This window comes from Flavobacterium shii (assembly GCF_025847235.1).
Classification (GTDB): Bacteria; Bacteroidota; Bacteroidia; order Flavobacteriales; family Flavobacteriaceae; genus Flavobacterium; species Flavobacterium shii.
In genome coordinates this window covers 90754-116734 of record NZ_JAOZEW010000002.1, presented here as the reverse complement: position 1 = coordinate 116734, position 25981 = coordinate 90754, and the positions used below count along the sequence as shown (strand labels likewise).

Genomic DNA, 25981 nt, shown 5'->3' with positions numbered 1-25981 from the left:
AACAAATTATGAAAAAGAAAAAATCAATCAATGAGTTGACTTTAAACAAAGAAGTAGTCACTAAATTAAATTTGGAAAAAATTAATGGAGGGAAAATAGCAGAAGATACCTATACTCATAAACAAAGCCCAATGACATCATGTGACGGGGATTGCAATAATTCTTGTCGTGCTTGCTGGTAATGTTAAGTCTTAAAAAAAAGGGTGCAATTTTAAAATTGCATCTTTTTTTTTACGGTGTTATGGCTTGAAATTGAGATATACAAAAAGGGTTGGTATAATACAGCAGTAATATTTCCTTAGTGTCAGACAAAGATGGTAATTTATTGATTGATGTTTCATTGCCAAAAGGGTTAGAATCTTCTTATAAAAAGCAAATTTCTTTTCAGTAGGAAATGAAAGGAACAGCTGATATTGTTACTGAGGATTTGAGATTAATCGAAAGAATTTTGTGTCATTTTAAAGGCATTTTTAAATAATGATTTAATATGCGAAAGATTGATACTCGGTATATTAAGTTTATAAAAAAACTATTCAGACTGGGGAGCGGGACCAAGAGCTTCGCAAAATTTAATTTTGGCAGCCAAAGCGCATGCAGCATTCAATGGTAAATTCTCACCGGATATTGAAGATGTGAAAGCGGTAGCAACCGGTATTTTGAGACATCGAATTATTAAAAATTACAAAGCCGATGCCGAAGGAATTACCGAAGAAATTATAATTCAGAAGCTACTATAACGTTATAAAAAGCCTTATTTAGAAAGGTTCTTTGTTTAAAACATAGCAAAGAACCTTTTTCTTTGTAGTGAAGAATTTCGACTTTGTCAAATAATGGATTTTATATTAATAATAATTTAATATTTTGACATTAAAATGTAATTTTACTAATTTTACGCAATGTAAATCGTTATTTTTTAATAATAACTTTTGAAAAGGCGACTTCTGTTATATTTTTTTTAATTCTCGGCTTTAATTTTTAAATTTGCATACAAAAAATAAGATACCTAGAAATACTTCTATTATGAATACTTATAACGATTACATTAAAGAGATTGCAGAACGAAAAGACCAAGGACTTCATCCGAAGCCAATTGATGGTGCTGAGTTGTTAAGCGTAATTATTGAACAAATTAAAGATATAGATAACGAATATCGAGAAGAATCGATTAAACACTTTATTTATAACACTATACCAGGAACCACAAGTGCTGCAGGTGTAAAGGCTAAGTTCTTAAAAGAAATTATTCTTGGAGAATTTGTAGTAAAAGAAATAACTCCAGTTTTTGCATTTGAGTTATTATCACATATGAAGGGTGGGCCTTCTATTGAAGTGCTGTTGGATTTAGCTTTGGGTGATGATGTTGCTATTGCAAAAGAAGCTGGAAATGTTCTTAAGACACAAGTTTACCTTTATGAGGCAGACACAGATCGTTTAAAAGAAGCATTTAAAAATGGTAATCCAATTGCTATAGAAATTATTAAAAGCTATGCACAGGCAGAGTTTTTTACTAAACTACCAGAAGTAGTAGAAGAAATTAAAGTAGTTGCTTTTATTGCTGGTGAGGGTGATATTTCGACCGATTTATTATCTCCAGGTAACCAGGCTCACTCACGTTCTGATCGTGAACTTCATGGTCAATGCATGATTACTCCTAAAGCACAAGAAGAAATTAAGGCATTGCAAGCACAACATCCTGACAAAAGTGTGATGTTAATTGCAGAGAAAGGTACTATGGGAGTTGGTTCGTCTAGAATGTCAGGTGTGAACAACGTGGCTCTTTGGACAGGAAAACAAGCAAGCCCATATATTCCATTTGTTAATATAGCTCCAATCGTTGGGGGAACAAATGGTATTTCTCCAATTTTCCTTACAACTGTTGATGTTACGGGTGGTATTGGATTAGATCTTAAAAACTGGGTTAAAAAGCTTGATGCAGATGGTAATATTATTCGCAATGAGAATAATGAGCCAATTCTGGAAGAAGCATACTCTGTTGCTACTGGTACAGTACTTACAATAAATACTAAGACTAAGAAGCTTTATAATGGCGACAAAGAGCTAATTGATATTTCTAAGGCATTTACTCCTCAGAAAATGGAATTTATAAAAGCTGGTGGATCATATGCAATCGTATTTGGTAAAAAGCTTCAGACATTAGCAGCAAAAATTTTAGATATTGAAGCTCCTCTTGTGTTTGCTCCATCAAAAGAGATTTCTCTTGAGGGACAGGGTCTTACAGCGGTAGAAAAAATCTTCAATAAGAACGCTGTTGGAATAGCTCCGGGTAAAGTACTACATGCAGGTTCAGATGTTCGTGTAGAAGTTAATATCGTAGGTTCACAAGATACGACTGGTCTTATGACTGCTCAGGAATTGGAGTCTATGGCTGCTACAGTAATTTCGCCAATTGTTGACGGTGCGTATCAGTCTGGTTGTCACACAGCTTCAGTATGGGATAAAAAAGCTCAGGCAAATATCCCAAAATTGATGAAATTTATGAACGAGTTCGGTTTAATTACAGCTCGTGACCCGAAAGGCGTTTATCATGCAATGACAGATGTAATCCATAAAGTTCTTAATGATATTACAATAGATGAGTGGGCTATCATTATTGGTGGTGACTCTCATACAAGAATGTCCAAAGGTGTTGCTTTTGGTGCCGACTCAGGAACAGTTGCACTTGCACTTGCTACTGGTGAGGCTTCAATGCCAATTCCTGAATCAGTGAAGGTAACTTTTAAGGGAGAGATGAAAAGTTATATGGACTTCCGTGATGTGGTTCATGCAACACAAGCTCAGATGCTTAAAAAGTTTGGTGGCGAGAATGTGTTTCAAGGTAGGATTATTGAGGTTCATCTTGGAACTCTTAATGCTGACCAAGCATTTACGTTTACTGACTGGACTGCAGAAATGAAGGCGAAAGCTTCAATCTGTATTTCTGAGGATGACACTTTGATCGAATCACTAGAGATTGCAAAAGGTAGAATCCAAATCATGATCGACAAGGGTATGGATAATGAGAAACAAGTTCTTCAGGGATTGATTAATAAAGCAGATAAGAGAATTGCTGAGATTAAATCTGCGGAGAAACCTGCTCTAACTCCAGATGAAAATGCTAAGTATTATGCTGAAGTTGTTGTTGATCTTGATCAGATTGTAGAGCCAATGATTGCTGATCCAGACGTAAATAATGTTGATGTTTCTAAAAGATATACCCACGATACAATCAGACCTTTATCCTTTTATGGAGGAGAGAAAAAAGTAGATCTTGGATTTATTGGTTCTTGTATGGTTCATAAGGGAGATATGAAAATTCTTGCTCAGATGCTTAAAAATATAGAAGAGCAACAAGGGAAGGTTGAGTTTAAGGCGCCGCTTGTAGTAGCGCCACCTACTTATAATATTGTAGATGAACTTAAAGCCGAAGGTGACTGGGAAGTTTTGCAAAAATACTCAGGTTTCGAATTCAACGATAGTGCACCTAAAGGAGCGGCACGTACAGAATATGAAAATATGCTGTATTTAGAGCGTCCGGGATGTAATCTTTGTATGGGTAACCAGGAAAAAGCGGCAAAAGGAGATACTGTAATGGCAACTTCTACTCGTCTTTTCCAAGGAAGAGTTGTAGAAGATACTGAAGGTAAAAAAGGAGAGTCGTTACTGTCATCTACACCAGTTGTAGTTTTGTCTACAATCCTTGGTAGAACTCCTACATTGGATGAATATACAGCGGCAGTAGAGGGTATCAACTTGACTAAGTTTGCGCCTTCTAATAAGCAGTTAGTTATGTAATACAGGATTAGTTATAATCATTATATATAAAAAGCCCGAGTCATAAACTCGGGCTTTTTCTTTTACAGCACTTCAATTTTTTGTATCTTGTCATGTTCAAAATAAAAAAAACAAAAACAATTACAACTTATGGCTTTTGATATTGAAATGATTAAAAAAGTGTATGAGAACATGCCTGGTCGTGTTGATAAAGCACGCGAAATTGTTGGTCGTCCACTTACATTAACTGAGAAAATTTTGTATAATCACCTTTGGGATGGAACTCCATCTAAGGCGTTTGGTAGAGGTGTTGATTATGTTGATTTTGCACCCGATCGTGTTGCTTGTCAAGATGCAACTGCTCAAATGGCATTATTGCAATTTATGCATGCGGGGAAATCCAAGGTTGCTGTTCCTACAACAGTACACTGCGATCACTTGATTCAGGCAAAAGTTGATGCTGTAACCGATTTGGCAAGAGCAAAAACACAAAGTAATGAAGTGTTTGATTTTCTTTCATCAGTTTCTAATAAATACGGAATTGGTTTCTGGAAGCCAGGTGCTGGAATTATTCACCAAGTAGTACTTGAAAATTATGCTTTCCCTGGTGGAATGATGATAGGTACCGATTCTCACACTGTAAATGCAGGTGGTTTAGGAATGGTAGCTATTGGTGTTGGTGGAGCCGATGCAGTAGATGTTATGTCAGGAATGGCGTGGGAACTTAAATTTCCTAAATTAATTGGAGTAAAATTAACTGGTAAATTATCAGGATGGACTGCTCCTAAAGATGTTATCCTTAAAGTTGCTGGTATTCTTACTGTAAAAGGTGGTACTGGGGCTATCGTTGAATATTTTGGAGAAGGTGCTACTTCTATGTCATGTACAGGAAAAGGTACTATTTGTAATATGGGCGCAGAGATTGGAGCTACAACTTCAACTTTTGGATATGATGATTCTATGAGTCGTTACCTACGTTCTACAAACAGAGCCGATGTTGCAGATGCTGCAGATAAAGTAGCTTCTTACTTAACAGGAGATCCAGAAGTTTACGCTAATCCAGAAAAATATTTTGACCAAGTTATCGAAATTAACTTAACGGAATTAGAGCCACACTTAAACGGACCTTTTACGCCGGATTTAGCTACTCCAATTTCTAAAATGAAAGAAGCTGCTATAAAAAATAACTGGCCATTACAAATTCAGGTTGGTTTAATTGGATCATGTACAAACTCATCTTACGAAGATATTGCACGTGCAGCATCTTTGGCAAGACAAGTTTCGGCTAAAAAATTAAAAACAAAATCACAGTTTACCATTACACCAGGTTCAGAGGTAGTTCGCTATACAATCGAGCGTGATGGTTTTATCGATACATTCCATAAAATTGGAGCAACAGTTTTTGCTAATGCTTGCGGACCATGTATTGGTATGTGGGATAGAGAAGGAGCAGAGAAAGAAGAAAGAAATACAATCGTTCACTCTTTTAACCGTAACTTCTCAAAACGTGCAGATGGTAACCCAAATACACTAGCTTTCGTAGGTTCGCCAGAATTGGTAACTGCTATGGCTATCGCAGGAGATTTAAGTTTTAACCCATTAACAGATACTTTAATCAATGAAGATGGAGAAGAAGTAATGTTAGATGCACCTACAGGAGACGAATTGCCTCCAAAAGGATTTGATGTTAAAGATCCAGGATTCCAGCTTCCAGCTGAAGACGGTTCAGGAGTTCAGGTTGTGGTTAGCCCAACATCAGAGCGTTTGCAATTATTAGCTCCGTTTGATGCTTGGGATGGTAAGAACATTACAGGTGCAAAATTGTTAATCAAAGCATTCGGAAAATGTACAACAGATCACATTTCTATGGCAGGACCATGGTTGCGTTTCCGCGGACATTTAGATAATATTTCTAATAATATGTTGATTGGTGCAGTAAATGCATTTAACCAAAAAACAAATTCAGTTAAAAATCAATTAACAGGAACATACGATGCGGTTCCTGCAGTTGCACGTGCATACAAAGCTGCTGGAGTTCCGTCTATCGTTGTGGGAGACCATAACTATGGCGAAGGATCTTCACGTGAGCATGCAGCAATGGAACCACGTTTCTTAGGAGTTAAAGCGGTATTGGTAAAATCTTTTGCTCGTATCCACGAAACAAACCTTAAAAAGCAAGGACTTTTGGGATTAACATTTGCTAACGATGCAGATTATGATAAAATCCAGGAAGATGATACAATTAACTTCGTTGATTTGGTAGATTTTGCTCCAGGAAAACCATTAACGTTAGAATTTGTTCACGCAGATGGAACTAAAGACATAATTTTAGCAAATCATACTTATAATGCAGGACAAATAGGCTGGTTTGTAGCTGGTTCAGCATTAAACTTAATTGCAGCAGGAAAAGCGTAATTAAAGATTTAAAACTATACTAAAAACTCTCAAGGCAACTTGAGAGTTTTATTATTTGAAGCTTTTTCCAGCTATCCGCTATATCTTTTCTTTTTTAAAGAAAAAAAGAAAAGGATGCCGCTCCAAATGAAATTCACTGAACTCCATTAAAATAAAAACATTGTGAAGTAATCTGGGCTAGGAAACTCGTTTACAGGATTAACTTTTTTATAAATTATAAAAATTTACTTCTATTTATTTTTGTGTTTTCAAATTCCGTTATATCAATACTATAAGTGTTTGACGATGGAGATCTGGAATAATCATTCTCTGTAAAACCTCCGAGTAAAAACAATTTGCTATCACTATAAAACATTTCAGCTGCTTTTAGTGGTAATGAAATTAAGTATTCCTTTAGTTGTTTGGTTAAGATATTGTAGGTAAATATTTTTTCATTTTCAAGAATATATATTGTACTGTCGTGATAAGTAACGGCAGGTTTGCTTAAACCATAAAATAATTCACCTTCAGTTTGCCATTTCTCAGTAGTTAAATCAAAAGATTCCATTTCAGATATAGGCTTTCCATTAAAACCACCAATTAGATAAATTTTATTTCCAATCAAAACTCCTTCCGTTTCTTTTGCAGTAAGCATATCCGGTAGTTCATACCAATATCCGGAGGTTATGTTGTATGAATGTACTTTGTTTGAGTATTCTTTAATTCCATCTTCGGCCATTTTTATAGATCCGCCCACAGCAATTATATTATCATTATAGGTAAAAGAAGCAAAATCGGCTGCTTGATGCGGGTTTGTGTCATCTATCGTGATTGATTCTTTGGTTATGTCAAAAACTTCAATCTTATTATCCAGATACTCAAATTTTCCATTTGCCGAAGAAGTTTTACCACCCAAAACGTAAATTGTATTATTGTAGAAATTGAGATTATGATAGGCTCTTTTTCTAAATTTTATTTTTGATGTTTCCCAGCTATTGGCTTTTATATCATAAATTAAGAGTTTTCCACTGTATGATTTTAAGGTCATTTGTTTTCTAAGTTCTGCAATGTAGTCATTCAGGGAAAAATCTGCTTTAGTATATTTTATTTTTTTCAATGCATCAGACTCAAAAGAGGCGTCACCACCAATAACATAAATTTTATTGTCTTTTAGAATAGAACCAAAAGAAGAAATAGCGTATTTTAAAGGAGCTAACTTCGTATAGGCTATTTTTAATTTAAGAGCTTTACTTTTAGAGACGACTGCACCATTTAAAATTTCTACTTCGGGTTCAAGAGAAATAATAGAGTTATTTAGCTTCAATTCAGTAAAAGGAACTTTTTTGGCAATGTATCCAATGTGTGATATATACAAAGTATCAGTCTCTTGAATTTTACCAGAAATGACCAGTTTAAATTCTCCTTTTTCATTTGTTAAACTTCTTGTGTCTAATTGTTTTACAAAAACATTAGCGTCTTCAATCGGAGTATTATTTGTTTTATCGATTACAGTTCCTTTTATACTTTGAGCAATTAATACTGCAGGAAAGAGTATGAAAATTAAAATTAGCTTTTTCAAGAATGTTGTTTTTAATCGGTTATTCCTTGTCTAAAAGTAATACTATTTTTTTAGCTCAGTAATAGAATTAATATAGAACGATTATTTTTTATGCGAATTTTGTTAATTTGAATATAAAGAGTTGTTAAAAAATAGTGATTTTTAGTTTTATAAGTTAAATTAGCTTTTTTAGTAATTGGGGTGTTGTTTTTTAATTTTTTAGATTAATTAAACATAATCTGCGAATGTAATTTGAATAGGAATGAAGAGTTTTGGACTGATATTAGCATTGTTTTTTTTTAGTTTTGGTGTTTTTTCACAAGAAAAGTATATCAAGCACAAAATCTCTCAGGGAGAGAATGTTAGTGTAATAGCAAAAAAATACAATGTAAAAGTAAAAACCATTCTTGATTTAAATCCTAAAGCAGGTAAACTACTAAAGTTAAATTCTATTTTACTAATTCCTAATTCTGAGAAAAAGATCACCAATAAATCTGCAGAAAAAAAGCCTAAGGAAATAATAGCAAGTAATAAAGATAATAATCAAGAAGCTACTACACATGAAATTCTGGCTAAAGAAACATTGTACGGAATTTCAAAACAATATAAACTCACTGTCGAGGAGTTAAAAAAGGCCAATCCCACATTAGAGACCGAAGGTTTAAAAATTGGACAGCAAATTATAATTCCCGGAAATGCTAAGCCAGTTATAACAGAGACAGCAATAGTTGTTACTACAACTCAGCCTGAGATAATCGAAGAGGTTAAAGGAACTGAAATTATACGCGAGGTTTTACCTAAAGAAACCAAATATGCAATTGCTAAAGAATATGGACTTACAGTTAAGGAATTAGAAAAGCAAAATCCATTTATCAAAAAGAAATTACCAGTTGGTTATTCTTTAAAGATTCGCCCTTCGAAAACATTTGTAATGAAAGAAGGTCAGGATGTAGCTAAAACAGTAATTGATAGTACATCTACCGCATTAGTAACAACAACGATCAAAGATACCGCAACAACAGATGGAGTAAGATTTACTCATAATTCAGATTTGCTAAATCAATTAGTGTTAAACGCTACAGAAAACGTAGGTGTCCGGTACCGCTCCGGAGGAACTTCAAGAGCAGGTTTTGATTGTTCAGGGTTAATGGTGACCACATTTGGAAGTTTTGATATTAAGTTGCCTAGAAGTTCTATTGAGCAATCTCGTATTGGTGTGAAAATTGCTTCAGGAGAAGCTCAAAGAGGAGATTTGATTTTCTTCAAAACCAATGGGAGGCGCCATATAAACCACGTAGGTATGGTGATAGAAGCTACCGATGGTGAAATCAAATTTATTCATTCATCTGTTCATGGTGGTGTTATGGTTTCTTCTACAAAAGAACCTTATTACGAAAGGAATTTTACTCAGGTTAATCGTGTTTTAGAATAAAACATCAAACTACAAATCTACTTTTTTAGCTTATCGGCTTTTAATTTTCTCTAAATTTTCTTTTACCCTAAAATTTATAATCTTGGTTATTAAATCCAGAGGCATTGGTTTATTTAATGGAAACTGAATTGAGCCTTTTCCGGATTTATAAATAGAAAGTTCTTCTTGAAAAGCTTCATTTCCCGATGGCATTGCATAAAAACCAATATGATTTTTGAACGCAGCAAAATGTACTAAGTTGCCATTAAGTGTAAAAGTAGGGATAGCATAACTTATTTTTTCTTTGGCATCTGGAGCAGCTTTTTTAATAGTCATGCGTATTTGTTCTAAGATTTTCTGAATTTCCTCAGGGAAATCAACAATATATTCATCAATATTTTTGGGTTTGGAAGTTATCATAATTTTAATTTTTTTTGATTAAAACCAAAACCGCAATTAGATAATTGCGGTTGGTTAAATATAAAAGTATTCAAAAAATATTATTTGGATATTTCTTCCAATGTTTTCTTTCCGCTCTCATTTTTTGGATCAAGTTGGATCGATTTTTTATAATTTAGAATAGCGAGTTTTTTATCTCCGTCTTTTAAATAAGCTTCTCCCAGACTATCGTATGCATTTCCCGATTTAGGAAAAGCATCTACATTTGCTTTAAAAACGGCTATTGCTTCTTTGGTTTTTCCCGATTGTAGTAATTCATATCCAGCATAATTCATCTCATTTTCCTTAATAGCATATTCATTAGATTTCTTGAATTCTTCAAGGTTTTTCAATCCAGTTTCTAATCCTTGAGCTTTAATAATATTTAATAAAGCATAAGCAGCTGATCTTTTGGGTGTATCATACGGCATATCGTATAAAATAGCTCGTATTGCTTTGGACATTTCATTAAGACCAGTTCCTCCAGTATTGTTTAATAAAACTATCAAATCTTTAGATGATGGAATACGAGAGATTAGTGTATTGAATCCATTTATTCCACCACCATGTTCAATAATCTGTACTTTTTTATCTGTTTTGTCAATACTAGCTTCCTCAATAAACCATCCATATCCATAATATGACGTGGGTGAGAATCTTGTGTTTATGTATTTGTCAAATAATAATTTTTTGGAATTAGCTGATAATAATTTGTCGGTATAAAGTGCCTGATCCCATAAGTATAAATCTTCTACAGTCGAATACAAAGATCCTGCGGCATAAGGAAGAGACATGTCGATGTAGCTCGAGTTCATATAGTTGCTCATATCGCTTCTTTCTTTTCGTTCGTATCCCGTGGCTCTATTGGCTAAAATAATGTCATGATGGTCATAGCCGGAATTTTTCATCATAAGAGGCGTGAAAATGTTATCTTGTAAACATTGCTCGTATGTTTTTCCTGTAACTTTTTCTATGATATAACCCAATACGAAATAGCCAGAATTACTATAAGAGAATTTTTCTCCCGGTTTAAACTCAAGGGGTAAATCGGCAAATGTTTTTACAAATGCTTCCGGTGTATATGGATTTCTGCTAGTTTCTTTGAAAAAATTAGGAAATGAAGTGTAATTAGGTATACCCGAAGAATGTGTTAGTAATTGATGAATGGTTATTTTGTCTCCATTTGTTTTAGAATAGTCAGGTAGATAGGTAGAAATGGGAACATCTAATTTTAATTTTCCTTGCTCGACTAACTGAAGGATCAATAAAGCTGTGAATTGTTTAGTGATAGAACCTAATCTAAATTTTGTATTAGGTTCATTGGGGATTTTCCATTCCATATTGGCTAATCCAAAGCCTTTTTTATAAATAATATTTCCGTTTTCTGCCACAAGAACAGTTCCATTAAACTGGTCGTATTTGGAGTATTGACTTATTAATTTATCTATTTTATCTACTTTTGTTTGAGCAAAACAGGTACTAACTAAGATAAATTGGAAAAAAGCACTAAAAATTAGCACTTTTAATAAGGAGTGATTTGATTTTTTTTCCATGATGATTGGTTTTGGTTGATAACTTTTAATTACTAAATTTTAAACATGTTTTTATATAGGACGATTAAAATTTAATAAAGTTACTGGAAGTCAGTTTTTTGTTTAACTAAGTGCTATAATTGTCGATGTAGCAGTGACTCTTAGTGATATGTTATGGGCAATCATGGACGCTATAATTTTGATCGATTGTAGAATAGAGGTTTTATTAGTATTTATTGCTATACTATGATTGTGATAAGGTTCGTATTTTTTTTGCTCACTAATGGAGAATAGCCCAATTGTTGGTGTTTGTACCGAACTTGCTAAGTGCATAATCCCACAATCGGCTCCAATGAAAACTTCTGTATTTGCAATTACTGCTCCAATTTCACGAATATCTTTACTGTAAAAGTGAGGTGCTTTAAAATCAATTTGTGAAATATTTTCAATCGGTAAAATTTCAATGATATTATGATTCGGATATTGAGATTTTAATTTTTTATAAAACTTTCCCCACCATGATTTGGAGTAGCATTTATCACCAGTAGCATAAGTATAAATACAAAGTGTTTTTTTATCTTTATTCACTAATTTGTCTAATGCTTTTTTACCTTCAATAATTTCTAAATCGCTTAATTTGAGATTTAAAGCCGCGATTGGTTTGTTATTGGGTGTAAAGCCTATGTAGTTTAAGTAACTCCTGAAATTATATACCGGATATTTTGCGATATGATCATAATCATCGTATTTTGATTGAATATTTTCTATCGTAGAATCTCCAAAAAATTTGAATTTTGAATTCGAAAACTTAACGGAAAGTCTTCCGGATGATGAATTTTTATCAACATTAATTGCGATGTCGTATTCTTGTTTTCTAAGAGATATCCACACTTTTATGTATTGTAATAAACTCTTAAAAGGCCTTTTAGGTAATTCAATTATTTTGTCTACATTATCATAGTTTTTGAATAATATAGGTGCTAGGCTTCCTTTTACAAACAGATCTATTCTACAGCCTGGAAATGTGGTGATTACTTCTTCTAATAATGGAGTAATCAATATTAAATTTCCTAATCGACCGTTGGGGCGGGAAATTAAGACTCTTTTAATTTCGGGTTTAATGGCTAGATTACTTTTTTTATTAAGTTTCGAATGACCAATATTTTTGGTAATACTATGCATTAATTTCCTTCTTATTATGTTTATGTTTTTTAAAATTTTCATAGCGTAAATGTTTTTTATCTGAAACTTTTTTATTTAAGACCTAATTTTTTTAAATTGGTTTAATTAAAATAAAATTAATTTATTTCAAAAAGTAATAGTTATATTATTTTCGCGAATCGTTACATAATTATTTTAAGTTATTATTTTTTATTGAGTATTATGTTGTTTTAATGTTAAATTATGGACATTTGTTGGTTTTTACTAAAAGATAGGTTATGCTTATGATTTTAATTAAGTTATCTAAAAGGATATACTACTTTGTGAAATTTTGAATATTAAAAAAACAATCAAATATAATGTAAATTGTTGATTTTTAATTTGTTATATGCTGTATTGTCTGTGATTTATAAGTAGAAACTATAAATTAAGACTTTAAAATTGTGTCCCGAAGAGTAATTTGTAGTATTTTACTTTTTAAAATTTTACAGTCACATAATTATTATAAAAGGTTAATTTTTTTGAGGTGCTGTTCGTTAAAAGTTTTGGTCTTTTACTTTTTGAAGTTGAGTAATTTGGAAGATTATTTTCTGTTAAGCAGAAAGAAGAAATTAAATAATGGTAATAAAAAGGGAACTTCAAAGAGTGGTTTTTTTAGTAGAAAAATCAAAGTAGTGGAATTGTTAATTGTAAAGTTGTTAACGGATATAATGACAAGTTCTAAATAATCTGTATAGATTATTTAGAACTTGTTGCTCATTAAATAATAATAGAACGTTTACCAATTAGTTTATCATTAGTCGAAATGTCCCAGGAAACTCCAGACGCAGGAACAGCTCTTTCTTTTCCCCAGACTCTAATTGCTTCAATTTTTTCGGGCGCAGTTTTGCTCAAGGGCACGATGTTCTTAAAACATTTTTCAAAAAGTGAGTCATCAACAATGTTATCTCCATGAATTACTGCCTGTATGGCAACATCTCTAACTGCTCCTTCAAGGTCAGAGCCTGCAAAGCCTTCGGAAATTTCAACGAGTTGATCCAATGTATGCGCTGAAGGCTGAGTTAATAAATTTCGTTTTATATATAAATTGATGATATCTTTTCTCTCGATTTCGCCTGGTAAATCAACAAAAAACAATTCATCAAAACGACCTCTTCTCAAAAGTTCAGGTGGTAATTTACTAACATCATTTGCGGTAGAAACCACAAAAACTTTTGCCATACTTTCTTGGAGCCAAAACAGAAATTGTCCAACCATTCTTGTGGATGTACCGCCATCACTAGAACCCGTTGCGCCAGAAAGCCCTTTTTCGATTTCATCGATCCATAATATACAAGGAGCAGCATTATCTGCAGATGCCAACGCTTCTTTTAACCTATTTTCAGATTGCCCGAGATATTGACCTTGAATGGCAGCAAGATCCAGGCGATATAAAGGCAGGTTCCAGTTTGCTGCAATAAATTTGGCAGATAATGATTTACCACAACCTGGTACTCCCACTAATAAAACGCCTCGTGGAGGCCTCATCTTTCTTGCTTTTAAGTCGGCTGTTAAAAGTTGTTTTTGGTTGTCAAGCCAATGCTGAAGTCCGCTTAATCCAGCAACAGAAAGGGTAGAAGGATCGAGTTTTACTTTTTCTAATCCTGATATATCGCTGAATAATTTATCCTTTGCATTGCTTAATTCTTTTATGTCTTCCTTTGTTATGGAACCTTTTGCCATTTGCGTAGCCAAAACATTTTCGGCCTCTATTTTGGTCATATTAGCCAAAATAGTTGCGGCCATTTTATAATCTGCTTCATCCCATTCTAGTGGGATTGAGCCCTTATAAGGTGTTACGCATTCTTTAACGACTTCAAGCATTTCTTCTTCATTTGGTGCATCGAGTGTGATGGTCATGCCTAAACGTTGTAGTTGTGGCCAGATAGTCTTAGTTGTAATTAGGCAAATACTCCCACCTCTTTCGATTGCTTGGATTACACAATCATAAAGATGTCTTGAAACTAGATTATCGTCTTCAATGTCGCTTACTTCTGTAAAGATAAAAGTTAAGTTTTGTCTTTGCGAAATATTTTGAACGGCATAATCTAAACCTCCTGCAACAGATCGATCATCATTTACACTTTTTTTGGATTTTATATCTATAGTCCCATGTGATAAACTATGGTAGTAAATTGGAATATTGATTTCTTCTGCTAATTGTTGAATAACCTCTAAAACTCGTGCTCTTTCGATACTTCGTATAGATATAAAAGGGATTCTGGCTCTGAACATTCGCAAAAGCGAAGTTTTGAATTCTGCTTTATTTGCCATTTTAAAATATTATTTTTCTACCTGTTGGAGCAATTATTTCGTTTGTATTTGGGGTATTGTTTTTAATACTTGTTTTGATTTCTTCGGAAGTAGTATAAAGTTCAAAAGAGTTTAATAAGAATATTATCTTGTCCCTTCCTTTTGCGTTTTTTAAATTGTTGTTTTTTAATGACGTTTTTATTTCAGTCACAAAATCTTCAAGATCTTTTTTTAATGTTTTGTTTAGATCATCGGGAAAACCTTTTAGCATGACAAATTTTCCCAGTGGAGAAAGATTCTGTTTGCCATCTCTTAGGGCAATTTCGAAATCATCTTCTGTTTTAAAATCTTGCAACTGAAAGGAACGTTGGAACTTGTCCAGCCAGTTTTGTTTCCGTTTCTTATATACTTCTTCTACTTTTATATAGAAGCGCGTTGCAGTTCCGGCGTCAATAATGAAACTGCCTTTATTTAATTCTTCTAAAACGGTGTCATTTCCATCACCAAATTGATCAAGTAATTTTGTCCACTCAGAATAAGTTGTAGGTGCTATCATTATTGTGATTTAATTCTTGGATTTATGAATTGATTTGGAGGAACAATATCCCAATCTGGAAATTTTGAATTTCCTAATTCAGCCTCAGTTCTGCCTTGAAATAAATTTGGTTTTATATTGATTTCTCTCTTTGTTTCGAGTAAGGTATTCTCAGATTCTTCTGAGTGATCGCCTAAAATTATTTTTGTCATTGTGTTTGATTTTAGATATTAGATAATATTTCTTACTGTTTCTTTTGATACACTCGAAAAATCTTCTGGCGTAATGGAACATAGTAATTCCCTTATTTCTTCGGCTTTATTATCTTCTGTTGTATGTTCCTTCCTATAATCTACAGTTTCTGCGAGACAACCCCTTAAAACCTCCTTTGCTTTTGTTTTTCGTTCTTCTACACTTTCAATGGTTTTATTTTTTGCTTTGCTGTAATTGCTAATAGAGTTAAAAACTATAAGACCACCAATGGCAACTCCTATAAAGGCAACCATAACATGGAGATTATACGCCCAAAGCCCCAGTAAACAAATTAATATTCCAATGATAACGCCAGTGTAAGGAGATGAAAGACTTTTAAGTTGTGTATTTAAGATATGACCATAAAATTCTTCTTGTTTATTTAAAAGTTCGTTTTCTTCGCTTCCATCTTTTGTTGAAGCTTTAAAATCATCTATAGAAAGTTCAATAGATTGAGGAATTTTATTTCTGTTTTGTGCAGTAAAGGTATTGTGTGCTTCCATAATCCAAGGCTGACTTATAGAAACAGCTAGTGCTTGAGTTACTTTGGTTGCTCCGGATAGTTCGGGGTTAAATGATGCATTGGTAAGCAATTGTAAGAAATCAACTTGTTCCTCAAAAATATGTTTTTCGGCATCCATAATGGCCTGAGCAGCTGTTTTGTTACCATCCATTTGTATGATGAGTTGGTTAAGCCTTACCTGTTCCTGTAATGGCAATTCTTCATCATCAAAGTTGGTTACTAATAGGGATAAAATTTCATCTAATTGAACTTTTGCGCTTTTTGAAAAATCGGATGATGATGAGATGATACTTTTAAAATGTGTGTCTAAAATTGCATGCGTCTTGGCTTCTTTTAAAGAGTTGTCTAGTAGATTCCAATTAAGGGAAAATTTTTCAAGTAATGGGTATTTACCATTAGACAAAGGACCCAATGCTTCAAAGAATTTAACCCATTGTGATTTTTGTTCATTTATAAAATTATCTCCTTGTGTAAGTTGATCGAGCCAGTTTTTTACATTAACCATCATTAATTGTCGCGCCGCAGGAGGAAATACACCAGTTGTAACGGCTTCGAGTATGATTATAAATTCTCTGTCAAGGTTATGCGGGTTTTGATGCATGAAATAGCGCTCAAGCCATTTTAAACTTGCATCATTTCGTGTTAGCCTTCGCATTACAGTCATAAAGAAAAGAGTCGTTTTATAGTCATCTCTCTTTAATGCTTCATTCAGTGCTTTTTCGGTTGTGTTTTTATCGTTTCGAACCCAAGCTGATAAAGCTACCAATGCAGGTGCTAGCTAATAGCTGGGTGCTTTTATCATTACCTCTTCGGTAGTGAATTTTAAAGTGTCATCACTTACAACACCTGTGTCTACTCCCTGAAGGATGCCAGTTGCCATTCTTCGCACTTCGGCATAATATCCAAATCTGATTTGCAAGTCTTGTTTTAAATTTCCTTGTCGGGTTTCGGCAAGCTGTAATGATTTATGCTTTAAATCGGCTTCTACAAAATCAGCAAAAGAGTAAGCGAGTTTTACCAATTCACTTTCTAAGTGATCTTGTTTAAAATTTAATGTTCCTAATTCAGATAGAGCTATTGACATATCTGATTTAATTACCTTTAAAGAACTATTTATGAACGAAAGGTCGGCATAAGAGATTGCATGTTGTGACATAATTATTTTGGTTAATTGGTTTTATAGTTTTGTTGCAGTTCCGTCTTCGCGAATTAAAATGATTTTATCTTTATAGATCTCAACCATTGCATAAGCATTGTGTTGGGCAACTGTTCTGGCTTTTTCAAAATCTGCTTCCATTGTTTCGGTTGCTTTATAATGCTTAATAATTTGGCTACCACTTAAATCAAGTGTATGTACCTCATAAGGATGTCCTAGAAAACATTTGGCAACGATTCCTAATGGCAAACTAGTAAGTTCGGCTGTTCCAAATTCTTCCTGAATTGCTCTCATAAACTCGCTCATTTCTTTAGTATCCGTTAATGTTTTGGCATCTAGTCCCACAATGAGGGCGAGATATTTTTTGGAACGGTTTTTTAAAATATCTCTATCGCTAATAAAACCAGTTGTTAAAGTCTGCTTTTTGTTTGTGTCAAGATTTACATTGTCGTTTTGTAAAATGATTCTCCCCATAGTATTTTGATTTAAAGCTTTGTTTTATATGTTTCTGATTTTCAAATGTAAACAGATGTGTAAGTATAATTTTATGGGAAACCATAAACGCTATTATTATCTAAAGAGATCTAATGAAAAAGGGATTATTGTAGAAAAAGACTTCGATTCCGCTAAATATGACAGTGAGACTGTAACTAAAAATGATAATTTTGAGATAAACTAACAATCTGATAAGCGAATTAAGAAATTTCCAAAAAAAGTATATCTTTAGCCAACCAAAAACCAAAAAAAATGCAAGAAAACAAGCCGGAAGATTTTAAAAGAGAACTCGGATTATTAGACGGAACCATGCTTGTGGTGGGATCTATGATCGGTTCGGGAATATTTATTGTGAGTGCCGATATTGCCCGACAGGTAGGCTCCGCAGGTTGGTTAACCTTAATATGGTTAATTTCAGGATTAATTACTGTTATCGCAGCTGTAAGTTATGGGGAACTAAGTGCTATGTTTCCAAAAGCAGGTGGACAATATGTTTACCTAAAAGAAGCTTACAATAAATTAATAGCTTTCTTGTATGGATGGAGCTTTTTTGCAGTAATTCAAACTGGTACAATCGCTGCAGTGGGTGTGGCTTTTGCCAAATTTGCGGCATATCTCTATGAGCCTTTTAGCGATGAGAATATTCTTTTTAGTATAGGTTTTTTTGATTTAAATGCAGCTCAATTGGTTTCTATTGTAACGATTGTTATCTTGACGTATATTAATAGTCGGGGAGTAAAAAACAGTAAAATTCTACAAACTGTTTTAACAATTATCAAAATTTTATCACTTTTAGGTTTAATTGTTTTTGGATTAACGCTTGGAGCAAAAGCTTCTGTTTGGGATGCCAATTGGGCTGATGGTTGGTCTACACGTGCTTTTGATGCAGATACTAAATCTTGGTTTCCAATAGGTGGTACGGCATTGCTTACAGGTATTTCGGCTGCTATGGTTGGGTCTTTGTTTTCTAGCGATGCATGGAATGGAGTGACTTTTATTGCAGGAGAAATTAAAAACCCAAAGCGTAATGTAGGTTTTAGTTTGTTCTTAGGAACTTTTATAGTTACGATTATTTATGTTTTGACAAATTTAATGTACTTGGCTGTTATCCCTTTTGATGAAATTGCAACTGCAAAATCGGATAGGGTAGCGGTTGTAGCATCTCAATATATTTTTGGAAATATTGGAACCTTAATCATTGCAATTATGATTATGATTTCGACTTTTGCTTGTAATAATGGTTTAATAATGGCAGGAGCAAGAGTGTATTATACAATGGCCAAAGATGGTTTGTTCTTTAAGAAAGCAGCGGTCTTAAATGAGTCTAGCGTACCAGCTTGGGCATTATGGGCACAATGCGTTTGGGCTTCGGCTTTATGTCTTACAGGGAAATACGGAGATCTACTTGATTTTGTTATTATCATCGTTTTGATTTTCTATATTTTGACTATTTACGGAATTTTTATCCTACGCAAGAAAATGCCAGATGCCGAAAGACCTTACAAAGCCTTTGGATATCCATTTTTACCGGCTTTGTATATTGTAGTAGCATCGGCAATTTGCATTTGTTTGTTGCTTACAAAATTTTCTACTTGTGGTTGGGGCGTTTTAATTATGTTAACGGGAATCCCAGTTTATTACTTAACAAAGCCAAAAGAATAAGCGGGAAATTTAAAGAAAGCCATTAATCTGTGACTAAAAGATAGGCGTATAGATTTGTCTAAAAGAGAATAGTTGCTAACTTAGATTCTCTATAGAAGAACGCGTATTAAACGGATTTATACTTTTGTAAATCCGTTTAATCCGTGTTCCTTTCACAAAGAGTTAAATATAATTAAAGGATTAAAAGGAGGAAATAATCTGTAAGAATTTTTTTAATCAGTGGCAAAAAGATAAAGTATTTAAAAGTTATTAGTGGCTAAAAACAGAAAACCCGTCTTTGGACGGGTTTTTCTAGTGTAGTAAGCACTTATATAATGTTAACACTATGCGTTTGTTAACACTAACTCTTCGTTAAAAGGAAGATTCCAAGCTTCGGCAACACCTTTATAAAGGATTTTTCCGTTAGCGATGTTTAATCCTTTTTTCAATTCTTCATTTTCAGCACATGCTTTTTGCCATCCTTTATTTGCTAATTGTAAAGCATAAGGTAAAGTAGCATTTGTTAAAGCAAGTGTAGATGTGTAAGGTACAGCTCCAGGCATATTAGCCACACAGTAATGTACAATATCATCGATAATAAAAGTTGGGTTTTCGTGCGTTGTTGGAGTACAAGTTTCGATACATCCACCTTGGTCAACAGCAACATCCACAACAACAGTTCCCGGACGCATTAATTTAAGCATATCGCGAGTAACTAAGTGAGGTGCTTTTGCTCCTGGAATCAATACAGCACCAACTACTAGATCTGCATCAGCAATTGCTTTTGTAATGTTATAATGGTTAGACATTTGAGTGTTTACGTTTGCAGGCATAACATCATCTAAATAACGTAAACGTGCTAAACTCACATCCATAATAGTAACTTGAGCACCTAAACCAGCAGCCATTTTTGCAGCTTGAGTACCTACGATTCCACCACCAAGTACTAATACTTTAGCAGGAGGAACACCAGGAACACCACCTAAAAGTATTCCTCTTCCTTTTAATGGTTTCTCAAGATATTTAGCTCCTTGTTGGATAGACATACGTCCCGCAACTTCAGACATTGGAACTAATAATGGTAAACTACGGTCTGCTTTTTCAACAGTTTCGTAAGCTAAACATACAGCACCTTTTTCGATCATGGCGTGTGTTAACGGCTCTGATGAAGCAAAGTGAAAGTATGTAAATAATAATTGATCTTTTTTGATTAAATCGTATTCAGAAGCAATTGGCTCTTTTACTTTAATAATCATTTCTGCAATCGCATATACCTCTTCAATAGTTGCTAATACCTGAGCACCAGCAGCTGTGTACTCCTCATCGCTGAATCCACTTCCTAAACCAGCAGTTGCTTGAACGTAAACAACATGTCCGTGTTTTTTCATTTCAGAAACCCCAGCTGGTGTAACAGCTACACGGTTTTCGTTATTCTTGATTTCTTTTGGAACACCTATTATCATTTTTTATATATTTTTTTGTTTTTGTTAATTTTGTTTTACAAAGCTACATATAGAGAATATATTATCGATATTATGGGTATAATTAAGAAAATATTGTTTTTATTTAATATTTTTACCAAAAAATATTCTTTTTAGTGAGCTTTTATCGTCTATAAAAAGAAAAAATGACTGATTATCAATAATTATTGAAACACTTTTTACTATGCTTTTAGACGAAACTGACAAAAAAATCCTACGCCTTTTACAAGAAGATGCGCATTATACCTTAAAAGACATTGCTAACAAGATAAATCTGTCTCTTACACCTGTTCATGATAGAGTTAAACGTCTTGAGAGAGAGGGAGTTATTGAGAAATATGTGTCTATTTTGAATAAGAAAAAATTAGGCAATAATCTTACCGTTTATTGCCAGGTTACGCTCACAAAACAAACTTATGATACATCGGAAGGGTTTAATCAATCTATTTTGAATTTACCCGAAGTTGTAGAGTGTAATTACGTATCAGGAAATTTTGATTATATGCTTAAAATTATCATTCCCGATATGGAATCGTATCATCATTTTCATCAGAAAAAATTATCGATTTTACCCGAAGTTTCTTTAATCAATACAGTCTTTGTAATATCCGAAGTAAAGAGTACGACGGTTTTACCAATAATATAATCCAAAACAAAAAAAGCATCAAGAAATCTTGATGCTTTTAAGAAAAAGTTGGTTTTGGTTGGTGTATATGCTAGTAGTAAGTAAAACGTCTTACTTTCGCGATATATTTTGCTAATCGAATAACTTGGTGACTATAGCCGTATTCATTATCGTACCAAATATATAACACAATGCTTTTTCCGTCTTTGGAAACAATTGTAGCATTACTATCATAAATTGAAGGTGCCGATGTACCGATAATGTCAGAAGAAACCAACTCTGTATTCAAAGAATATTTTATTTGTTCTACTAATTCACCTTCGAGCGCGTATTTCTTCATTATTTTATTGATTCCAGCAATCGAAGTTGCTTTCTTAACGTCAAGGTTTAATACCACTAATGATCCATTAGGAACAGGAACACGTATTGCATTCGATGTTAGTTTTCCTTCAAGTGATGGTAATGCTTTTGCGACAGCGCTTCCTGCTCCAGTTTCGGTAATAACCATATTCAAGGCAGCAGCTCTACCGCGACGGTATTTTTTATGCATATTATCAACCAGATTCTGGTCATTTGTATAAGCATGAATAGTTTCAAGGTGACCTTTTACTACTCCAAGCGTATCTTCAATTGCTTTTAAAATTGGAGTTATCGCATTTGTAGTGCAAGATGCAGCCGAAAAAATATCATTTTCATCAGGATTGTATTCGTTATGATTTACACCATGTACGATATTAGGAACTCCTTTACCTGGGGCAGTAAGTAAAACTTTGTGTACACCTTTGGAAACCAAATGACGACTTAAAGCTTCTTGAGTTGTAAAAGCACCAGTATTATCAATTACTAATGCATCGTTTATACCATATAGAGTATAATCTATCTCTTCGGGAGAATTTGCCGAAATAACATGTACAGTAGTTCCGTTAATTAATAGCGCATTATTTTTAGGGTCGGCAACCACAGATCCTTGAAAATCACCATGAATTGAATCATATCTTAGTAAAGAAGCTCTTTTTTCGAGATTGGCAAGTTCGCTTTTGTCACGAATAACAATAGCTCTTAAACGCAATTGATTTCCTTTACCCGTTTTCGACATCAATTCTCTGGCGAGCAAACGGCCAATTCGACCAAAGCCATAAAGAACAACATCTTTAGGTTGAATTTCTTCAGATGATTTAGCTTCCTTAAGTTTTTCTATTACAAAATGACGTGCATCAGGATATTTTTCATCCTCCAAACGATATTCATAAGTTAGCTTTCCAATATCTATTTTGGCAGGTGGTAATTTTAGAGAAAGAACAACTCTCGCAATTTCTACAGAGTCAAAAATAGTAATTGGTTTGCCTACAAATTCCCCAGCATATTGATGCAAGTTAATGATGTCGCTTACATTTTTGTCTAGTAATTGATTTTTGAATAAAACCATTTCAATGGATTTGTCATACCATAAATCGCTTATGATTTTGATCAATTCTACTCCGGCTCTTCGTCTGTCGACTTGAAATGATACTTCTTTTTGGTACAATGATTTTTTGCTCATAGTTGAAAATTTCTAAAAATAAAACAGCTTGTTTTTTTGAATTTGGCGCAAAAATACCCATTTCAATCGATTTCGTAAACTATTTTGTGATTTATTTTGGAAACCCATAAGAATATATTTTATTCTAAATAAAATGAAAAGAGAGTTCTCTGACAGCAAAAAATAAATTCGATATCAGAAGGAAATAAAAAAGCCATCCTGATTTTTACAAGATGGCTTTAGTTTTGGGAAATAAAAAGAATTAGATGATAACTCGAATAACCTCTCCGTTTTTATTAATCATTTCAATTCGTATGCTTTGATTTTCGTCTTTTTGGCTTAGAAGTTTCGAAACCGTTTCAATATCTGTTGCTTTTATATTGTCAATACTCAAAATAATATTGCCTTGTAATTCATTATTATATTGTTTGAGGTTTTCGTTTGTAAGCGCTTTTATTTTTACACCATAGTTTAGGCCGAATTTCTTTTTATCAGTAGCATCGATATTTTCTAATTCGATTCCTTTAAACTCAGTACTAAAAAGTTCATTTTTGCTTAAAGTAACAGGAACTACTTTGTTTTTTCCGTCACGTATATATGTTACTTGAACTATGTCATTCGGTCTTTTTGTGTTAATATATCCAGAAAAATCGGCATAAGTAGCGATGTCTCGATTGTCTAATTTTATAATGATATCCCCTTTTTGAAGGCCAGATTTTTCAGCTCCGGAATTTTTATTTACTTTATTGATGTAAAAACCCTGAGTTTGAGATACACCAAGTTCTTTAGAGGCAGCATTATTAAGTTCACCACCTTCAACACCTAGTATTGCTCTTTGTACATTACCAAACTCCATTATATCCTCAATAATTTTTCTGGCAATATTAGATGGAACTGCAAATGAATACCCTACATAAGAACCTGTTGTAGAAGAAATCATGGTATTGATACCAATTAATTCTCCGCGAGTATTTACCAATGCACCACCACTATTACCCGGATTTACTGCAGCATCAGTCTGGATAAAAGATTGGATTCCGTTTGTATCCAAATTTCTGGCTTTGGCCGAAACAATTCCAGCAGTTACAGTTGAAGTTAGGTTATATGGATTTCCAACGGCCAGAACCCATTCGCCTACTTTTACTGCATCAGAATTTGCAAAAACAGTATAAGGTAATTTTTCGTCGGCATTTATTTTTAATAAAGCAATATCCATTTTGGAGTCAGTTCCAATAAGTTTGGCTGTATAAGATTTTTTATTGTTTAAAGTAATTTCAATTTCAGTGGCGTTTTTTATCACGTGATTATTGGTTACGATATAACCATCAGCAGAAATAATTACACCAGACCCTGTACCAACTTGTTCTTGTGTTTGTTGACCTCCATAACCATAAAAATATTCCAACATGGGGTTAGTAACTGTTCTGCGAGATACATTTTTTACGTGTACTACCGTATGAATAGTTTTATCTGCAGCAGCAGTAAAATCAACAGTTTCGGCAGCCAATCCTACTTGTTTTGAGTATGAATTTGGAGCAAGAGTTACTATCGGACTTTTTTTACCAAAAATAGAGCCGTTATTTTCAAATAATAACTTGTATGCACCAAGTGTAGTAGCGCCACTTAGTAGGGATACTAAGAATAAGGTAGAAAATCGTTTCATAGTTGATTAATATTTAAGTTATCTAGTGTAAAATTATATCAAAAAAAATCCGAAGTAAAGTCGTTTAACTCTCTTTAACAATGATTAACATTTCATTAATAGTTCGTACTTTTGTATTTCTCAATTCAAGGAAAATGCAAGTAGAATTTTATAAATATCAGGGAACAGGAAACGATTTTGTAATGATTGATAATCGTTCGGATTTTTTTCCAAAGAAAGATACGAAATTAATTGAACGTTTGTGCGACAGACGATTCGGAATAGGAGCAGATGGACTTATTTTATTAGAAAATGATTCCGAAACCGATTTTAGAATGGTGTATTATAATGCCGATGGAAATCAAAGTTCGATGTGCGGAAACGGTGGTCGATGTTTGGTAGCTTTTGCTAAAAAACTAGACGTAATTAAAGATAAAACTACATTTATAGCTACAGATGGTTTACATCATGCCACAATTGCGCCAGATGCTATTGTTTCTTTACAAATGATAGATGTAGACACTATAAATAAGCATGATGATTATACGTTTTTAAATACAGGTTCTCCACATCATGTACAATTAGTAGAAGATTTAGAACATTATAATGTAAAAGAAAATGGAGCTGCCATTCGTTATGGAGATTTGTACGGAAAGCCCGGAAGCAACATCAATTTTGTAAAAAAAATCGATGATAAAACCTTTTCATTGCGTACTTATGAAAGAGGAGTAGAAGACGAAACTCTTGCATGTGGAACCGGTGCGACAGCTGTTGCAATAGCCATGAATGCAATTGGACAGACTAATGAAACAGATATCAACTTAAATGTTGAAGGAGGGAAATTAGTAGTTTCTTTTGAGAAAATGGGAGAGCATTTTACAAAAGTTTTCCTAAAAGGACCAGCCGAATTTGTGTTTAAAGGGACAATAGAGATTTAATATTTCAGACTGAAATCTGAAATCTATCCCGATAGCTTCGGGACTAAAATCAAAAAACTAAAAATGATTACACTCAAAGGCGAGACTATTTATATACGTGCATTAGAACCAAATGATTTGGAATTTATTTATGCAGTCGAAAACGATCTTAGTATTTGGGAAGTTAGTAATACCCAAACACCTTACAGCCGATTCCTGATAAAACAATATCTGGAAAATGCACATCAGGATATTTATGAAGCTAAGCAATTACGTCTTGCTATTTGTCAGGATAAGGACTTTCCAGCCATTGGTCTGATTGATTTATTCGACTTTGACCCTAAGAATAATAGAGCAGGAGTTGGAATTGTAATTCAACGAAACGAAGACAGAAACAACAAAGTAGGATCGGAGGCATTAGAGTTATTAATAAAGTATTGTTTTTATCATCTTAATTTACATCAATTATATGCAAATATTGGTGTTAAAAACGAAGCAAGTAATGCACTTTTTACTAAATTTGGCTTTGAAAAAATTGGAATTAAAAAAGATTGGCTTTTAATAAATGGAGTCTATCAGGATGAAGCACTATTTCAATTAATCGATAAAAAAGAATAAATATCTAATTTCCAAATTGT

Annotated in this window: 21 protein-coding genes and 2 pseudogenes; 10 read left to right on the top strand and 13 right to left on the bottom strand. The window is 33.5% G+C overall.

The annotated features are described in order from the left end of the window. Positions 1-8 precede the first annotated feature (8 nt). The 5 genes and pseudogenes from OIU83_RS02600 (at position 9) to OIU83_RS02580 (ending at position 6186) form a co-directional block, all read left to right on the top strand. Positions 9-182 carry a class I lanthipeptide gene (locus OIU83_RS02600; protein WP_264204721.1) on the top strand — a complete coding sequence of 58 codons (174 nt, stop codon included), beginning with the start codon at positions 9-11 and terminating at the stop codon, positions 180-182. A 107-nt stretch (positions 183-289) separates the two neighbouring features. Further along, a pseudogene (locus OIU83_RS23580) lies at positions 290-478 on the top strand (HlyD family secretion protein); the annotation flags it as partial. Between the two features lie 46 nt (positions 479-524). Beyond that, positions 525-737, top strand: a pseudogene (locus OIU83_RS02590) (AAA family ATPase); the annotation flags it as partial. 283 nt (positions 738-1020) lie between these two features. Then, positions 1021-3792, top strand: coding sequence for a bifunctional aconitate hydratase 2/2-methylisocitrate dehydratase (locus OIU83_RS02585; RefSeq protein ID WP_264204720.1), 2772 nt, complete (start codon positions 1021-1023; stop codon positions 3790-3792). A 129-nt stretch (positions 3793-3921) separates the two neighbouring features. Next, entirely contained in the window at positions 3922-6186 is a 2265-nt protein-coding gene (locus OIU83_RS02580; protein ID WP_264204719.1) for an aconitate hydratase, read from the top strand. 214 nt (positions 6187-6400) lie between these two features. On the opposite strand, the gene OIU83_RS02575 is transcribed toward OIU83_RS02580, so the two are convergent. Continuing rightward, positions 6401-7744, bottom strand: coding sequence for a Kelch repeat-containing protein (locus OIU83_RS02575; protein ID WP_264204718.1), 1344 nt, complete (start codon positions 7742-7744; stop codon positions 6401-6403). 241 nt (positions 7745-7985) lie between these two features. Between OIU83_RS02575 and OIU83_RS02570 the strand changes: the two genes are divergently transcribed. Beyond that, positions 7986-9155 (top strand): C40 family peptidase, encoded by a 1170-nt coding sequence (locus OIU83_RS02570; RefSeq protein WP_264204717.1) that lies wholly within the window; start codon positions 7986-7988, stop codon positions 9153-9155. A 30-nt stretch (positions 9156-9185) separates the two neighbouring features. Here OIU83_RS02570 and OIU83_RS02565 read toward each other — a convergent pair whose 3' ends face one another. The 9 genes from OIU83_RS02565 to OIU83_RS02525 form a co-directional block, all read right to left on the bottom strand. Next, a complete protein-coding gene (locus OIU83_RS02565) occupies positions 9186-9554 on the bottom strand; it encodes an iron chaperone (protein ID WP_264204716.1) in 369 nt (122 codons plus the stop codon). Between the two features lie 80 nt (positions 9555-9634). Further along, positions 9635-11125, bottom strand: coding sequence for a serine hydrolase (locus OIU83_RS02560; RefSeq protein WP_264204715.1), 1491 nt, complete (start codon positions 11123-11125; stop codon positions 9635-9637). Between the two features lie 102 nt (positions 11126-11227). Next, entirely contained in the window at positions 11228-12328 is a 1101-nt protein-coding gene (locus OIU83_RS02555) for a glycosyltransferase family 9 protein (RefSeq protein ID WP_264204714.1), read from the bottom strand. Between the two features lie 696 nt (positions 12329-13024). Beyond that, positions 13025-14578 carry an ATP-binding protein gene (locus OIU83_RS23660; protein ID WP_264204713.1) on the bottom strand — a complete coding sequence of 518 codons (1554 nt, stop codon included), beginning with the start codon at positions 14576-14578 and terminating at the stop codon, positions 13025-13027. A 1-nt stretch (position 14579) separates the two neighbouring features. Beyond that, a complete protein-coding gene (locus OIU83_RS02545) occupies positions 14580-15113 on the bottom strand; it encodes a hypothetical protein (protein WP_264204712.1) in 534 nt (177 codons plus the stop codon). Further along, a complete protein-coding gene (locus OIU83_RS02540; protein ID WP_264204711.1) occupies positions 15113-15304 on the bottom strand; it encodes a hypothetical protein in 192 nt (63 codons plus the stop codon). The genes OIU83_RS02545 and OIU83_RS02540 overlap by 1 nt, the downstream gene beginning before the upstream one ends. Positions 15305-15322: 18 nt before the next feature. Then, positions 15323-16633 (bottom strand): hypothetical protein, encoded by a 1311-nt coding sequence (locus OIU83_RS02535; RefSeq protein WP_264204710.1) that lies wholly within the window; start codon positions 16631-16633, stop codon positions 15323-15325. A 12-nt stretch (positions 16634-16645) separates the two neighbouring features. After that, a complete protein-coding gene (locus OIU83_RS02530; protein WP_264204709.1) occupies positions 16646-17023 on the bottom strand; it encodes a hypothetical protein in 378 nt (125 codons plus the stop codon). A gap of 21 nt (positions 17024-17044) precedes the next feature. Next, the gene (locus OIU83_RS02525; protein WP_264204708.1) at positions 17045-17497 is read right to left on the bottom strand and encodes a hypothetical protein; all 453 of its coding nucleotides are present in this window, start codon (positions 17495-17497) and stop codon (positions 17045-17047) included. Between the two features lie 273 nt (positions 17498-17770). Here OIU83_RS02525 and OIU83_RS02520 point away from each other — a divergent pair, with 273 nt between their 5' ends. Then, entirely contained in the window at positions 17771-19180 is a 1410-nt protein-coding gene (locus OIU83_RS02520) for an APC family permease (RefSeq protein ID WP_264204707.1), read from the top strand. A gap of 323 nt (positions 19181-19503) precedes the next feature. On the opposite strand, the gene ald is transcribed toward OIU83_RS02520, so the two are convergent. Further along, positions 19504-20622: an alanine dehydrogenase gene (gene ald / locus OIU83_RS02515; RefSeq protein WP_264204706.1), complete on the bottom strand. Its 1119-nt coding sequence runs from the start codon at positions 20620-20622 to the stop codon at positions 19504-19506. Positions 20623-20824: 202 nt separating this feature from the next. Between ald and OIU83_RS02510 the strand changes: the two genes are divergently transcribed. After that, positions 20825-21286, top strand: coding sequence for an Lrp/AsnC family transcriptional regulator (locus OIU83_RS02510; RefSeq protein WP_264204705.1), 462 nt, complete (start codon positions 20825-20827; stop codon positions 21284-21286). A 70-nt stretch (positions 21287-21356) separates the two neighbouring features. Here OIU83_RS02510 and OIU83_RS02505 read toward each other — a convergent pair whose 3' ends face one another. Continuing rightward, a complete protein-coding gene (locus OIU83_RS02505; RefSeq protein ID WP_264204704.1) occupies positions 21357-22805 on the bottom strand; it encodes a glyceraldehyde-3-phosphate dehydrogenase in 1449 nt (482 codons plus the stop codon). Between the two features lie 241 nt (positions 22806-23046). After that, complete coding sequence (locus OIU83_RS02500) at positions 23047-24447, bottom strand: trypsin-like peptidase domain-containing protein (protein WP_264204703.1); 1401 nt, start codon at positions 24445-24447, stop codon at positions 23047-23049. Between the two features lie 134 nt (positions 24448-24581). Here OIU83_RS02500 and dapF point away from each other — a divergent pair, with 134 nt between their 5' ends. Together dapF and OIU83_RS02490 are read left to right on the top strand one after the other, a co-directional pair. Beyond that, positions 24582-25364, top strand: coding sequence for a diaminopimelate epimerase (gene dapF / locus OIU83_RS02495; protein ID WP_264204702.1), 783 nt, complete (start codon positions 24582-24584; stop codon positions 25362-25364). Between the two features lie 63 nt (positions 25365-25427). Then, entirely contained in the window at positions 25428-25961 is a 534-nt protein-coding gene (locus tag OIU83_RS02490) for a GNAT family N-acetyltransferase (RefSeq protein ID WP_264204701.1), read from the top strand. Positions 25962-25981 lie beyond the last annotated feature (20 nt).

Coding starts and splice junctions, on each gene's coding strand:
- OIU83_RS23660 (WP_264204713.1), bottom strand. CDS start 14,578: ATGGCAAATAAAGCAGAATTCAAAACTTCGCTTTTGCGAATGTTCAGA.
- dapF (WP_264204702.1), top strand. CDS start 24,582: ATGCAAGTAGAATTTTATAAATATCAGGGAACAGGAAACGATTTTGTA.
- ald (WP_264204706.1), bottom strand. CDS start 20,622: ATGATAATAGGTGTTCCAAAAGAAATCAAGAATAACGAAAACCGTGTA.
- OIU83_RS02520 (WP_264204707.1), top strand. CDS start 17,771: ATGCAAGAAAACAAGCCGGAAGATTTTAAAAGAGAACTCGGATTATTA.
- OIU83_RS02505 (WP_264204704.1), bottom strand. CDS start 22,805: ATGAGCAAAAAATCATTGTACCAAAAAGAAGTATCATTTCAAGTCGAC.
- OIU83_RS02600 (WP_264204721.1), top strand. CDS start 9: ATGAAAAAGAAAAAATCAATCAATGAGTTGACTTTAAACAAAGAAGTA.
- OIU83_RS02580 (WP_264204719.1), top strand. CDS start 3,922: ATGGCTTTTGATATTGAAATGATTAAAAAAGTGTATGAGAACATGCCT.
- OIU83_RS02510 (WP_264204705.1), top strand. CDS start 20,825: ATGCTTTTAGACGAAACTGACAAAAAAATCCTACGCCTTTTACAAGAA.
- OIU83_RS02560 (WP_264204715.1), bottom strand. CDS start 11,125: ATGGAAAAAAAATCAAATCACTCCTTATTAAAAGTGCTAATTTTTAGT.
- OIU83_RS02555 (WP_264204714.1), bottom strand. CDS start 12,328: ATGAAAATTTTAAAAAACATAAACATAATAAGAAGGAAATTAATGCAT.
- OIU83_RS02585 (WP_264204720.1), top strand. CDS start 1,021: ATGAATACTTATAACGATTACATTAAAGAGATTGCAGAACGAAAAGAC.
- OIU83_RS02565 (WP_264204716.1), bottom strand. CDS start 9,554: ATGATAACTTCCAAACCCAAAAATATTGATGAATATATTGTTGATTTC.
- OIU83_RS02500 (WP_264204703.1), bottom strand. CDS start 24,447: ATGAAACGATTTTCTACCTTATTCTTAGTATCCCTACTAAGTGGCGCT.
- OIU83_RS02540 (WP_264204711.1), bottom strand. CDS start 15,304: ATGACAAAAATAATTTTAGGCGATCACTCAGAAGAATCTGAGAATACC.
- OIU83_RS02570 (WP_264204717.1), top strand. CDS start 7,986: ATGAAGAGTTTTGGACTGATATTAGCATTGTTTTTTTTTAGTTTTGGT.
- OIU83_RS02525 (WP_264204708.1), bottom strand. CDS start 17,497: ATGGGGAGAATCATTTTACAAAACGACAATGTAAATCTTGACACAAAC.
- OIU83_RS02545 (WP_264204712.1), bottom strand. CDS start 15,113: ATGATAGCACCTACAACTTATTCTGAGTGGACAAAATTACTTGATCAA.
- OIU83_RS02490 (WP_264204701.1), top strand. CDS start 25,428: ATGATTACACTCAAAGGCGAGACTATTTATATACGTGCATTAGAACCA.
- OIU83_RS02530 (WP_264204709.1), bottom strand. CDS start 17,023: ATGTCACAACATGCAATCTCTTATGCCGACCTTTCGTTCATAAATAGT.